Source organism: Winogradskyella sp. (assembly GCF_016744625.1).
In the GTDB taxonomy this organism is placed as follows: domain Bacteria; phylum Bacteroidota; class Bacteroidia; order Flavobacteriales; family Flavobacteriaceae; genus Winogradskyella.
This window is the reverse complement of the sequence record NZ_JADGDZ010000015.1, coordinates 25,308-39,094: the sequence shown is the minus strand read 5'-3', so window position 1 is coordinate 39,094 and position 13,787 is coordinate 25,308. Positions and strand designations below refer to the sequence as shown.

Sequence of the window (13,787 nt, the reverse complement as noted above, 5' to 3'; positions counted from 1 at the left end):
TAAAAAAAAATTAACAAAACACCTTTTATCGATTATTTTTGCATTTAAACGTTATTTATGTGAATGCAAAAATTATAAAAAACAAGACAAAAAAATGCCCTATTTAGGGCATTTTTTAAATACTGAAACTTCAGAAGTTGAAACAGTATAACATTATTTTGAATTTATTTATGCATCAATATTTGCATAAATAGCATTCTTCTCAATAAATTCTCTACGTGGTGGTACTTCATCTCCCATTAACATTGAGAATACACGATCTGCTTCTACTCCATTATCAATCTGTATTTGACGTAATGTTCTAAACTCAGGATTCATAGTTGTATCCCAAAGTTGTATTGCATTCATTTCACCAAGACCTTTATAACGCTGAATTTTTGCTCCATCACCAAATCGCTCCATTAACTCTAATCGTTCCTCATCATTCCAAGCATACTCTTTTTTTGCTCCTTTTTTCACTAAGAATAAAGGCGGAGTTGCAATATAAATATGACCATTTTCTATTAACTCCTTCATATAACGGAAGAAGAAGGTTAAAATTAAGGTTTCGATGTGAGAACCATCAATATCGGCATCACACATAATTACAATTTTATGGTATCTTAATTTTGAAAGGTTAAGAGCTTTACTATCTTCTTCAGTTCCGATAGTAACACCAAGAGCTGTAAATATATTCTTGATCTCTTCATTTTCAAAAACTTTATGTGACATTGCTTTTTCTACATTAAGAATCTTACCTCTCAATGGCAGAATTGCTTGAAATGCTCTATCACGACCCATTTTTGCCGTTCCTCCTGCAGAATCTCCCTCAACAAGATAAATCTCACATATTTCTGGATTTTGTTCAGAACAATCCGACAATTTCCCAGGCAAACCTCCAATACTCATTACAGTTTTACGTTGTACCATTTCACGTGCCTTTTGAGCTGCGTGACGTGCTTGAGCCGCTAGTATTACCTTCTGAACAATCGTCTTAGCATCATCTGGATGCTCTTCTAAATAATCCGTAAGCATTTCAGATACTGCTTGAGATACAGAAGCCGACACTTCACGGTTACCTAGTTTTGTTTTTGTTTGTCCCTCAAACTGAGGTTCTTGTACTTTTACAGAAATAATCGCTGTTAATCCTTCACGGAAATCATCACCAGCAATATCAAACTTCAACTTGTCTAACATACCAGAATTATCTGCAAACTTCTTGAGCGTATGTGTTAATCCACGACGAAAACCAGATAAATGTGTTCCACCTTCGTGTGTATTAATATTATTAACATACGAGTGTAAATTTTCAGCATATGATGTGTTATAAATCATCGCAACCTCAACTGGTACACCGTTCTTTTCACCTTCAAATGCAATAACATCTTTCATTAAAGGCTCTCTTGTAGCATCTAAAAACTGAATAAATTCTTTAAGACCTTCAGTAGAATGAAATGTTTCTCCTTCAAATGAACCATCTTCTTTAGTATGTCTCTTATCAACTAAATGAACAGTAATTCCCTTATTTAAATAAGCTAATTCCCTTAAACGGCTAGCTAAAGTATCGTAGTTATATTCTAATGTTTGTGTAAAAATTGTTGAATCTGGTCTAAAAGTTACAGTAGTACCTCTTTTATCTGTATCACCTGTTTGTTTTACAGGATACATAGCCTTACCGCGCTCATACTCTTGCTCGTAAACTTTTCCTTCTCTAAAAACCGTAGCTTTTAAGTGTTCTGATAATGCGTTAACACAACTCACACCAACACCATGCAATCCACCAGAAACTTTATATGAATCTTTATCAAATTTACCACCAGCACCAATCTTAGTCATTACAACCTCTAATGCTGAAACACCTTCCTTTTTATGTAAATCTACCGGAATACCACGACCATCATCTTCTGTTGTGATAGAGTTATCTTCATTAATAGTTACCGTAATATTATCACAATGGCCAGCTAAAGCTTCATCAATAGAGTTATCGACAACCTCATACACTAAATGGTGTAAACCACGAGTACCTACATCTCCAATATACATGGATGGACGCATACGTACATGCTCCATACCTTCTAAAGCCTGAATACTATCTGCTGAATAATTGTGCTTGTTAAATTCTTCTTTTTTATCGCTCATTATTTTGAATAAATTTTAGTTCGATTTATGGCATAAAAAAATGACACTCTTGTATCATTTTTGAATACTAACAAATATACGAATTAATGAAGCTATTTTAAAGCTTTTTACCTGTTGAAGTAGATAATTATCAACATTTGTTAATTACTTAAAAGTGGCTTAAAACTACTAAAAAGTACTTTAAACTTGATTTTAGATGTTTTTACACACTTCAAAAAAATACAATAACACTAAATCGTCTTAGAACTAAAATTTCGCATTTCATCAAGTTTTAAATTTGACGAAAACCACACGTTTTTATGCCTTCTTATTCAATGAAAAGTCATCCCACTTCCAAATGACATAAGTGAGCAATAAATAAAATGCATTCCATATTACTATTACAATAATAAATGGCGTCCATGTTTCAAAAGTTGTGCTTTCAGGAATGTAAAAAAAACTATTTCCATTATTATGGTTAGTAATTAAATGTAGAGTTGCCCAATTATTACCTAAGTGAATTCCAATTGGAAAAAACAAAGTCTTTGATTTTAATAAGGCTGTTGCAAATAATAAATGACCAATAGGTATCGTTATTGCCAAAAAAAGAACCATAGCTTTATTTTGAATCACTTCACGATCTAAAATATGTACTAACATAAATAAGGTTGCAAATATGATATTAGCAATGACAACGTTGCTAACTTCAGTCGTTTTTTTAAAAGCATAACCTCTAAATAAGAACTCTTCTATAGTCACTTGTGGTAAAATAGCGTAAAATCCATATAGTATAACACTATAGTTTACATCTGAAGTTGTTATTTCGAATGTTTCACCTGTATATAATGCTCGGCAGTATTTAACTAATAAAAAAGCAACTGCACCAAGTAATATTCCCAAAGGCAAAAAAGAGATGTTACGAAGCGATAAGTTTAAACCTATATCCTTAAGTGATTTTTTATCAGTTTTGAACAAAACCCAAGTTGCTATAATTAATAAAATAACTGATGTAAATGGAAAATAGCGTTTTAAAAAAGGTGTATCGATTAAGCCACTTAAAAATAGTGCAAGACCAAAAAGAAGAATTGTTAATACAAATCGAACAAGTGTTGGATATTTAGATAAAAGTGTTTTCATAATATTGGATATTAGTTGACTTAGCTAATGTCTAATTAGCTATATAAAAAGTTTATTAAAATTAAAAAGTGGTTATGCCTTTGGCCTCAAAAAAGGAATTGAAAACGGATAGTTATAAGTACCTAAACCTAATGCTGACATTAGGTTTTTTATACTAAAGATGATGCCGAAAAGTGCAACTGCTGCTGTACCAAAGAAGTTGATTCCTGGAAATAGAAAAAACAACAATAGCGATATAATTATTAAGAGATTAATGGTACAATGAAAATTTATAACTGCACGTCCATGTGCATCATAGACTTTATTGTCTTCTGCTTTACTTATCCATATAAAAAGTGGAAACAACACATTTGCAAAAGGGATTATTAAACCAAAAAATGGTGAACCATGTATAAGTAACATCCATTTACGCTTTATCGTTTCTTCTTTAGGATTATCTAGCGCTATTAAATCATCGACTTCTACATCTAATCCTACAGCTAGTAATTTTACAGTTTGTAAGTGTGGTTGTACATCTCCTTTTTCTATACGTTGTATGGTACGCACACCAACTGTAGTTTTATCCGCAAGTTCTTCTTGTGTAAAGCCTTTTAGTTTACGTTGATATAGTAAGTTTTCTTTAAGCGATTGCTTTTTCATTCTGTATCATTTTTGCTGGTACAAATCTATGACGTTATCTTGGTTTTTAACACGTCATTTAAATGTCACCTAACTGACACTTTTAGGTTTTATAAGGGTTTTCAGGCTAATCTATTATCTCTTTTTCAATTTCATTTATTATCGCATCACATAACCTCCCTTGTTCTTTAAGTGTATCTTGTCCAACTTTTATGTTAGACATATAAAACCTCAGCTCTTCTATAAGTTTCGAATTACTTCCTAAACCAGAAACTAAAACTTCAGCGTCTTCTTCATCAATAAAAGGATCACATTTTTTTAAAATCTGATTATCACCTTCTGTGATATGACAATTATCCCACATATAATTTTGAATATTAGATGGAATTAAACCACGAACCATTTTACGATATGGAGGATTAATTCCCATTGTCTGTTGATAACGTCTTAATCCATTACCATGATAAAATGGCAATCTATTTCTAAGTGTTACATTTTGAATTAGAGATAACTCGCCAGAACTCTTCAGCTCTTCATAGGTTGAGGATTGCATTAGCATAGGCCATATCTGACTGGCATGAAAATATGCAACTAAAATATCCCAGTTAGATGTAATTACATCCTCTTCACCTTCTAAATTAGAAAGCACTAAACTACCAGCAATAAAAACATCATTATAGAAATTTGTATTTAATTCTATAGCTTTTTTATCTGAAATTAAGTCTTCTTTTAGACGTGTTAAATATGCCTTTTCCTTTATCCTTTCTTTTCTACTTTCGTTCCAGTTATTAATCTGAAGCGCAATTAAAATACCAATGACCACAAGAATAATTTCGCCTATAGCATATTTAAAGTACTTTCCTGTTTTCCCTGTTTCCATAAGATTATATCTAATTTTTCTGAAGAATTTTATCATTAACTTACGGTTAGTTTTTTAGTAGTAAATTGAAAGTAGAACTGGTTAGTTATGTAATTGGTTTATAAATGTAGTGATATGTTACTTAAGAGGTATAAAAAAAGCCAGTTTTAAACTGGCTTTTGATTTTCTAGACTAAAGGTTAATATTAATATGCTTCATCATGCACATTAGCAATTGCTCTACCAGATGGATCATTCATGTTTTTAAATGCTTCGTCCCACTCTAAAGCTGTTGCTGTACTACAAGCTACACTTGCTTCTTGTGGCACGCTTAAAGCTGCTGCATCACTTGGGAAATGACCTTCAAAAATACTTCTATAATAATACTCTTCTTTGTTTAGAGGTGTATTAATTGGAAAACGGAATGCCGCATTTTCTATTTGCTCATCAGTCACTTCTTTTTCAACCAACTCTTTTAAGGTATCAATCCAACTGTAACCTACTCCATCAGAAAACTGTTCTTTTTGTCTCCATGCTACACTTTCTGGTATCATGTCTTCAAATGCTTTACGAACTACCCATTTTTCCATACGTTCTCCGTTAATCATTTTATCTTTTGGGTTGATGCGCATCGCCACATCCATAAATTCTTTATCTAAAAATGGCACACGACCTTCAATTCCCCAAGCTGCTAAACTTTTGTTGGCTCTTAGACAATCGTACATATGCAACTTGTCTAATTTACGAACGGTTTCTTCATGAAATTCTCTCGCATCTGGTGCTTTATGAAAATATAAATAGCCTCCAAAAATCTCATCTGCTCCTTCACCAGACAATACCATTTTAATTCCCATAGATTTAATAACTCTCGCCATTAAATACATTGGAGTAGAAGAACGTATTGTTGTAATATCGTAAGTCTCTATGTTATAAATCACATCTTTAATAGCATCTAAACCTTCTTGAATTGTAAATTTAATCTCATGATGCACTGTACCAATATGATCAGCCACTACTTTTGCTGCTGCTAAATCTGGTGAACCATCTAGTCCAACAGAAAAAGAGTGTAATTGTGGCCACCATGCTTGTTCTTTATCGTCTGCTTCTATTCGTCTTTCAGAATATTTTTTAGCAATAGCAGAGGTTACTGAAGAATCTAATCCACCAGATAATAATACACCATAAGGCACATCACTCATTAGCTGTCTATGTACAGCATCTTCGAGAGCCTGCTTTACTTCTGCTATACTTGTTTCGTTCTCTTTAATAGCTTCATATTCTGTCCAATCGCGTTTGTACCATTTCACAAATTCACCATCTTTACTAGACATGTAATGTCCTGGAGGAAATAATTCAATCTTTGTACAAATCCCTTCTAAAGCTTTCAATTCAGAAGCAACATAAAATGTTCCGTTTTTATCCCAACCAATGTATAAAGGAATAATTCCCATATGATCTCTTGCAATGAAATATTCATCCTTTTCAGTATCGTAAATCGCGAAACCAAAAATACCATTCATATCATCTACAAAGTCAACGCCTTTTTCTTGGTATAAAGCTAAGATCACCTCACAATCACTTTCAGTCTGGAAATCATAATCTGGAAACTGAGAACGTAATTCTCTATGGTTATAGATTTCACCGTTTGCAGCTAATATTAATTTTTTATCTGGACTAAACAAAGGTTGCTTTCCTGAAGCTGGATCTACAATTGCCAAACGCTCATGAGCCATTATTACTTTATCATCACTGTAAATACCACTCCAGTCTGGTCCTCTATGACGAATTGTTTTTGCCATCTCTAAAACCTGAGGTCTTAAATCGTCAGTCTTTTGTTTTATATCGAACGCACATACTATTCCGCACATAACTTTTAGTTTTTATTTGAATTAGGCTTCGATAAGCTCAGCCAGACATCTTCTTATTATTAATTATAAAGCAAATATGACACTAAACTTTCAATTAATAAACATATAACAACTAATTAGTTACGATATTAAACTATAACATGCGTTTTGTGTAAAATATAAAACAAAGCCCATTAAAATCAGGCCTTATAACTATCAATATGTAAATTTTAATATTTCCTTACGACATAGTCATCATATTTAGCTCTAATTTTAACCAAAAAAAAAATAAAATTTATTATGAAAACATCAAGATTACTTACAACTATTGCTTTTGCATTTATGATGCTTGTATCTTTTAATATTGAAGCTCAAAAATTTTCTGGTTTAGATAAAAGCCCTTTAGACTTAGCATCTTTTCCAAGTAGAGGATCAGACAAAGCGATTAAAGTATTTTACAGTAGACCTCAACTTAAGGGAAGAACGGTAGGAAAAGAGTTAGCTCCTTATGGAAAACTATGGAGAACAGGTGCTAATGATGCCACACAAATTCAGTTTTTATCAGACATGAAATTTGGAGGTAAAACAATTAAGACTGGTGCATACTCTTTATTTACAATTCCTGGAGAGAAAGAATGGACCATTATTATAAGTTCTGATGTTGATAATTGGGCAACGCGAGGTTATAAAGAATCTAATGAAGTTGCTAGAGTTACTGTACCAGTAACTGAAGGCTCGGATTCTTTAGAAGCGTTTTCAATCACTTTTGAAGCAACTGACGCTGGTGCAACAATGCACTTGGGTTGGGACAAAGTACGTGTTGCTGTTCCTTTTACGAAGTAAACATAACTTTCATTGATATAAAAAACGCCTTAAAAAATCAAGGCGTTTTTTATATTTTTTTAATTACAAAATAATTAGATACTAAAATTAAGCATCTATAAAGCTTCAACATGTCCCCAATTTTCACCAGTTTTAATTCGTCGCAACTGCATTGTTGTAACACCAAAACGTCTAGCAATTATTTTCAACCTTGTTCTGCGATTTGGATCGTTTAAAATCTTTTTTAAACGCCTTACATCATTTTCTGAGAGTTTTGCTGATGTCAATTTCTCAGGTTTTTTGTAATTTGGATTACTAAATTGATGAATCTCTTTCTCTCTCCTTGTCGCCCATTTTAGGTTGGAGATATGATTATTTAATTTATTATAATCTAAATGAATCACAAATTCACCATCATTAGGTTTTAAAAAATGTTGGGCTAAAATTTTGTGTAAGTAAAACGTTTTAAACTTTCCTTTTTCTATCTTTTTTACTCTAAAATACAGGTAACCATGCATGTTATAAGGCTCAAAAAGAGACTCTTCACCATCTTTTATTCTAATTATACGTCCGTGGGAAGATAAGCTGTACTTCTCATTAGGGTGAATAGAATCATCAAAGACAACGGTCTCCCATTGTTCTTTATAGAAATCTCGTATCATCTGTTATTATTAAGGGTTCAACAAATATAATAATAACTAAACAACTTATAATTTAAGGAATATTTAAATACTTATGTGTTTGTAGAGATACCTTCCATTTTGGATTTGCCATCACATAATCTACAATTTGTGGCATCATTTTATCGCGTTTACTCCACTCGGGTTGCAAGTATAAAATGCAGTCTTTATTTATTTTTTCAGCTTGTTCTTCAGCAAACTTAAAGTCGTCTTTATTATAAATGATACACTTTAGTTCGTGTGCCTTATCATAGACTTCTTCAGTTGGTAATTTCATTTTCTTAGGAGAGAGACAAACCCAATCCCATTCGCCTGTTAATTTATAAGCTCCAGACGTTTCGATGTGTGTTTGTACTCCTTTTGCTTTTAATTGTGCTGTTAAAGGGTCCATGTCCCACATTAACGGCTCACCACCTGTAACCACAATAATGTCGCTATATTTTATAGCATTCTCAACTATTTTTGTAGTCTCCGTAGCAGGATGCAATTCTGGCAACCAGCTTTCTTTAACATCACACCAATGGCAACCAACGTCGCAACCACCAATTCTAACAAAATATGCTGCTGTTCCTTTATGAAAGCCTTCACCTTGTATGGTGTAAAACTCTTCCATTAAAGGTAATAAATGACCTTGGTCTATAAGTGCTTGTTTTTCTCTTCTCGTCATAGCTTGCAAAGATAGTTCTAAAAGTTAAAAGTTTGAAGTTATTTTGCTGCGATAACATCAATCTCAATGCTAGCTCCACCAGCCAAACCTGAAGCAGCAAATGTAGTACGCGCTGGTTTGTTAGTGAAATAGCTTGTGTAAACAGAATTGAACGCTTTAAAGTCTTTAATATCTTTCAAAATTACAGTGCACTTTATCACATGGTCTAAAGATAAATTATGATGCTCTAATACAGCTTTAATGTTTTCAATCACTTGTTTGGTTTCAGCTTCAATACCACCAAAAACTAATTTACCTGCTTTATGGTCTTTACCAATCTGTCCAGTTAGAAACAACAAATCATCCGTTTCTACGGCATCACTAAAAGACACATTAGCACGACTTGCTTCGTGAGATTTGTGAAAAATAATTTCTGAATCTACGTCTTTACAAGAAAGGAAACTGATAAAAATTAAGGTGACTAAAAATAAAAGTTTTGACTTCATTCTATTCTGTTTTAAACTTGACTCGATAATCGAGATTTGAATGCAACAAACTGATTTCTATAATTAAAGACTTTTTCATTACAAGCCTCATGCATTTACTCCGAGGTAGTTTGCTAAAATTACATTATTTTTATACAAATTTTCTGACTAATGAAGAATTCTGATACTTTCATAAAAGACATTGCAGATGGCAACACATTTAAAGGTGATTACATCACTTTAGGATCTGCAATGTTAGATGGTGAAACGATGACAAATGCTTATGTCAACGTGCCTCTAAAAACAATGAATAGACATGGATTAATTGCTGGTGCAACTGGTACTGGTAAAACCAAAACACTCCAAGTATTAGCAGAAAACCTTTCAGAAAAAGGGGTTCCTGTACTTTTAATGGATATTAAAGGCGATTTAAGTGGATTAGCAAAGGCAAGTCCTGGACATTCGAAAATAGATGAACGTCACGAAAAAATAGGATTACCATTTGAGCCTAAAGCATTTCCTGTTGAAGTGATGACCTTGTCCGAACAAGATGGTGTACGCTTAAGAGCTACAATTAGTGAATTTGGGCCTGTTTTAATTTCTAGAATTTTAAATGTTACTGAAACACAAGCCGGAATTATTTCAGTAATTTTCAAATACTGTGATGATAATAAACTGCCTTTATTAGATATAAAGGATTTCAAAAAGATTCTTCAATATGCGACTAGCGAAGGCAAAAAAGAGTTTGAAGATGCTTATGGTAGAATTTCGACAGCTTCAACTGGTGCGATTCTTAGAAAACTTGTAGAATTAGAGCAGCAAGGTGGTGATGTCTTTTTTGGTGAAACCTCTTTTGACACGCAAGATCTTTTGCGTATCGACGAAAATGGTCGTGGCTATATCAATATAATTAGACTTACAGACATACAAGATAAACCGAAGTTGTTTTCGACATTTATGTTGAGTTTATTGGCTGAAATATATTCTACCTTTCCTGAACAAGGAGATAGTGGACGACCAGAACTCATCATGTTTATTGACGAAGCGCATTTAATTTTTAATGAAGCGTCTGATGCCTTATTAAACCAAATTGAAAGTATTGTAAAACTAATCCGTAGTAAAGGTGTAGGCTTATATTTTGTAACCCAAAATCCAACAGATGTACCAGAAGCGGTTTTAGGACAATTAGGATTAAAAGTACAACATGCTTTACGAGCTTTTACAGCAAAAGACAGAAAAGCTATTAAATTGACAGCTCAGAATTATCCTGATACTGAGTATTACGATACTGCGGAAGTATTAACCTCTTTAGGAATTGGTGAAGCTTTAGTATCGGCTTTAGATGAAAAAGGAAAACCTACTCCATTAGCCGCTACTATGATGCGTGCACCAATGAGTCGTATGGATATTTTAACCGAAGGTGAACTAGGTAGTTTATTAGCACAATCTAAACTCGCAAGAAAATATAACACGGAAATTGATAGAGAGAGTGCTTATGAAATGCTTAATGCCAAAATTAAAGTAGCAGAAGCAGAAGAAGCAAAACAAAAAGCAAAAGAAGAAGAGGAGGCTTTAAAACGTGCCGAAAGCAAACGTAAATCTAGCTCGTCTAGAAGACGAAGCTCTAGACAAAATCCTATCGTCAAAGTGCTTTCTAGTCCGACAGTAATACGAAGTGTTTTGGGAATATTAACCAAATTGCTTAGATAATTAAAACCTAAATCTATTATGAAAAAAGTCCTATTTAGTGTGCTAATCTGTGTACTATTAATTACAAGTTGCGCCAAAGACAGTGCACCAAACCCATTTTTAATTAAGAAAAATCATATTGGATTACTTACGGATTCAACTCAAGTAAAAGAATTAGATCTTATTTTTAGTAATGACTCCGTTGTGAGATATATTGCTGGAGATGAATTTACAGGTTCTGTGAACACTATTGAAATATTTGAAAAAGGTGGCAGAAAACTATTAGACTTATCACCAAAAGAAGCTCTAGATTCTACTTCTGTGATTTCTAGTGTTCGTATTATAGATGAACGCTATAAAACTGAAAAAAATATTTCTATCATAAGTACGTTTAAAGAACTTAAAGAAGCCTATAAAATTTCAAAAATTGACAATCTAATTAATTCTATTGTAGTTTCTGTCAATGAGATTAATGCATCTTTTACTATTGATAAAAAAGAATTACCAGCAAGTATTCGATTTGATATGGATATGACTATTGATGCTATACAAATTCCAGAAAAAGCGAAGATTAAATTTTTTATGGTGCATTGGTAAACATGCATTAAAATTTTAGGTTACAAGTAAGTAGTACATATGAAAGAGGGAAAAAAATATACACTACAGACTTTACCATTTGTTGTACCTACAGATGATGGAAAAGTCATTAAAGAACATTTTGGTTTAGCCAGTGATGGTAATTCTGAAATCAGCATTGCACATATGGTTGCTCCACCAGGTTGGAGTGAACCATATCAAACTCCAGAGTTTGATGAGTACACCTTTATTATTAAAGGCAAAAAACAATTTATTATCGAAGGCGACACTATAATACTTGAAGCCAGACAATCCATAAAAATAGAAAAAAATACAAGATTGCAATACTCTAACCCATTTGCAGAACCTTGTGAATATATTGCTATTTGCTTACCAGCATTTTCAATAGATTCCGTAAATAGAGAAGACCAATAGTATGAGTAGTTTTGTAATTAAATCAATAGGTAATGTATTAAACGCTACAAGCATAATTTCATCTAAATATGCTTCAAAAAAAGCTTTAAACTTATTTGCTTCACCAAGAAAAGGTCGTTATTCAGAAGATCAGAGACGCATTATTGATTCAGCATATTTCGAAGAGATTACCTATGATAATCTGAGCATTGCCACCTATCGTTGGGTTGGAGAAAATAAAACCATTTTATTAGCACATGGCTGGGAAAGTAATGCTTCGCGTTGGGATTATATTTTACAAGCTTTAAAAGCTCAAGACTATAATATTATTGCTTTAGATGCTCCAGCACATGGCAGATCTGGTGGAAAACAATTTAACGCAGTTCTCTATTCTGAATTTATTAATGTAGTAATTGAAAAATTTCAACCAGAAGTTATAATAGGACATTCTGTTGGTGGCATGGCAAGTGTATTTTCAGTGCATAATCATGAGCTATCATCTGTAAAAAAAATGATCCTACTTGGTGCGCCAGCTCACTTCACAGGAGTTTTTACAAGGTACAAAACAATGATGGGTTACAACAATAGAATTTCTAATGGCCTAGACAATATTGTCTTAGAGCGTTTTGGAAAACCCGTCGCTTATTTTTCCGCAGCTGCTTTCGCTGAATATATCGAAGCTCAAGGTTTAATAATACATGATAAAAAAGATAAAATTATTCCATACGAGGATGCACAATTGTTTGCTAATCGTTATAAAAATTCTCAACTTATAAGTACGACTGGGTTTGGACACGGATTAAAAGATTCATCTTTGACTCCTCGAATTATTGAATTTATTAATGGATAAAAAAATAAGACATTATAATTATAATGAGAATTGACCAATTAACATTTACTAGGTTTATTGCTGCAATCGCTATTGTCTTTTTTCATTTTGGAAAAACCATTTCTCCTCTCAATAATAAAGCTATTTCATTTGTATTTGAAAAAGCCAATTTAGGAGTCAGTTATTTTTTTATACTCTCTGGTTTTGTAATGATTATTGCTTACAAGAACAAAAAAAAAATTCATGTATTAGACTATTTAAAAAACAGATTTGCTAGAATTTATCCAATTTATTTACTTGCACTTTTACTGTTAGTTCTTTACTACTTCTTAATAAATAAAACAGTAAATTATAAATCATTTTTATATAACATAACTATGCTACAGGCCTGGAGACCTGGCAGAGCAATATCGCTTAATTTCCCTGCATGGTCCTTAAGTGTAGAGTTGTTTTTTTATGCTTTGTTTCCAATGCTTTTCAATAAATTTTATAAAAAATTCTCTTTTACAAAAAATGCTTTTTGGATTATAGTCATTTTTATTGCTAGCCAAATAATTTTGCACGTCTTATTATATTCCTCGTTTTATAAAGGTTACCCTTCTAGGTCCCACGATTTTATTTTTTACTTTCCATTAATGCACTTAAATGAATTTCTTTTAGGTAACCTAGCAGGTCTATATTTTTTAACATATAAAAAACCAAAAAATTATAACTGGCAAATTATCATTTTGATCGTTTTGCTTCTGTTTGCATTAAAATTTAAAACAAGTATAAATTATCATAATGGGATGTTGGCCTTTATTTTTGTACCTCTAATTATATTGATATCTGCGAATAAGAGTAAAATCACTGAGTTCTTTAAACACAAAACTTTAATATTTCTGGGAGAAATAAGTTTTGGTCTTTATATTTTACAAGTGCCCATATTCAAATCCTCATATATGGTATTAAATTATGTAGGCGTTAAAAAACCAATAGTATTATTTAGCTTGTCTTTAGTGCTTCTTATAATTATTTCTGCCCTTTCTTTTAAATATATAGAATCTCCATTAAGAAAAAAGATAAGAAATCTGAAGTTAAAATAGTCGA

General features: G+C 32.3%; 14 protein-coding genes. 6 read left to right on the top strand and 8 right to left on the bottom strand.

Annotation, left to right across the window (positions count from 1 at the left end; translation table 11 throughout):
• Positions 1-168 precede the first annotated feature (168 nt).
• The 5 genes from gyrB to asnB form a co-directional block, all read right to left on the bottom strand.
• Positions 169-2,118 carry a DNA topoisomerase (ATP-hydrolyzing) subunit B gene (gene gyrB, locus QZZ53_RS05440; protein WP_296382333.1) on the bottom strand — a complete coding sequence of 650 codons (1,950 nt, stop codon included), beginning with the start codon at positions 2,116-2,118 and terminating at the stop codon, positions 169-171.
• Positions 2,119-2,415: 297 nt separating this feature from the next.
• Complete coding sequence (locus tag QZZ53_RS05435) at positions 2,416-3,234, bottom strand: CPBP family intramembrane glutamic endopeptidase (RefSeq protein WP_296382332.1); 819 nt, start codon at positions 3,232-3,234, stop codon at positions 2,416-2,418.
• 72 nt (positions 3,235-3,306) lie between these two features.
• A complete protein-coding gene (locus tag QZZ53_RS05430) occupies positions 3,307-3,873 on the bottom strand; it encodes a helix-turn-helix domain-containing protein (protein WP_296382329.1) in 567 nt (188 codons plus the stop codon).
• 106 nt (positions 3,874-3,979) lie between these two features.
• On the bottom strand, positions 3,980-4,768 hold the full coding sequence (locus QZZ53_RS05425; protein WP_296382326.1) for a DUF6090 family protein: 789 nt from the start codon (positions 4,766-4,768) through the stop codon (positions 3,980-3,982).
• Between the two features lie 148 nt (positions 4,769-4,916).
• Positions 4,917-6,578, bottom strand: a complete 1,662-nt coding sequence (gene asnB / locus QZZ53_RS05420; RefSeq protein ID WP_296382325.1) for an asparagine synthase B — start codon at positions 6,576-6,578, stop codon at positions 4,917-4,919.
• 279 nt (positions 6,579-6,857) lie between these two features.
• Here asnB and QZZ53_RS05415 point away from each other — a divergent pair, with 279 nt between their 5' ends.
• On the top strand, positions 6,858-7,400 hold the full coding sequence (locus QZZ53_RS05415; RefSeq protein WP_296382323.1) for a DUF2911 domain-containing protein: 543 nt from the start codon (positions 6,858-6,860) through the stop codon (positions 7,398-7,400).
• Positions 7,401-7,495: 95 nt separating this feature from the next.
• Here the strand turns inward: QZZ53_RS05415 and QZZ53_RS05410 are convergent, their stop codons facing one another.
• Genes QZZ53_RS05410 through QZZ53_RS05400 form a run of 3 tightly spaced genes read right to left on the bottom strand, consistent with a single transcriptional unit; the run spans position 7,496 to position 9,211 of the window.
• Positions 7,496-8,041 (bottom strand): HNH endonuclease, encoded by a 546-nt coding sequence (locus QZZ53_RS05410; protein ID WP_296382321.1) that lies wholly within the window; start codon positions 8,039-8,041, stop codon positions 7,496-7,498.
• 52 nt (positions 8,042-8,093) lie between these two features.
• The gene (locus QZZ53_RS05405; protein WP_296382319.1) at positions 8,094-8,726 is read right to left on the bottom strand and encodes a 7-carboxy-7-deazaguanine synthase QueE; all 633 of its coding nucleotides are present in this window, start codon (positions 8,724-8,726) and stop codon (positions 8,094-8,096) included.
• Positions 8,727-8,764: 38 nt separating this feature from the next.
• Entirely contained in the window at positions 8,765-9,211 is a 447-nt protein-coding gene (locus tag QZZ53_RS05400) for a Rid family detoxifying hydrolase (protein WP_296382317.1), read from the bottom strand.
• Between the two features lie 150 nt (positions 9,212-9,361).
• Between QZZ53_RS05400 and QZZ53_RS05395 the strand changes: the two genes are divergently transcribed.
• From QZZ53_RS05395 to QZZ53_RS05375, 5 genes are read left to right on the top strand one after another with little or no spacing between them, the layout of a single operon-like run.
• The gene (locus tag QZZ53_RS05395) at positions 9,362-10,900 is read left to right on the top strand and encodes a helicase HerA-like domain-containing protein (protein WP_296382315.1); all 1,539 of its coding nucleotides are present in this window, start codon (positions 9,362-9,364) and stop codon (positions 10,898-10,900) included.
• Positions 10,901-10,918: 18 nt separating this feature from the next.
• Positions 10,919-11,476, top strand: a complete 558-nt coding sequence (locus QZZ53_RS05390) for a hypothetical protein (RefSeq protein ID WP_296382314.1) — start codon at positions 10,919-10,921, stop codon at positions 11,474-11,476.
• Between the two features lie 39 nt (positions 11,477-11,515).
• Positions 11,516-11,890: a cupin domain-containing protein gene (locus QZZ53_RS05385; RefSeq protein WP_296382311.1), complete on the top strand. Its 375-nt coding sequence runs from the start codon at positions 11,516-11,518 to the stop codon at positions 11,888-11,890.
• A 1-nt stretch (position 11,891) separates the two neighbouring features.
• On the top strand, positions 11,892-12,719 hold the full coding sequence (locus QZZ53_RS05380) for an alpha/beta hydrolase (RefSeq protein WP_296382309.1): 828 nt from the start codon (positions 11,892-11,894) through the stop codon (positions 12,717-12,719).
• Positions 12,720-12,742: 23 nt separating this feature from the next.
• Positions 12,743-13,783 (top strand): acyltransferase, encoded by a 1,041-nt coding sequence (locus tag QZZ53_RS05375; protein ID WP_296382307.1) that lies wholly within the window; start codon positions 12,743-12,745, stop codon positions 13,781-13,783.
• The last annotated feature ends 4 nt before the right edge of the window (positions 13,784-13,787 follow it).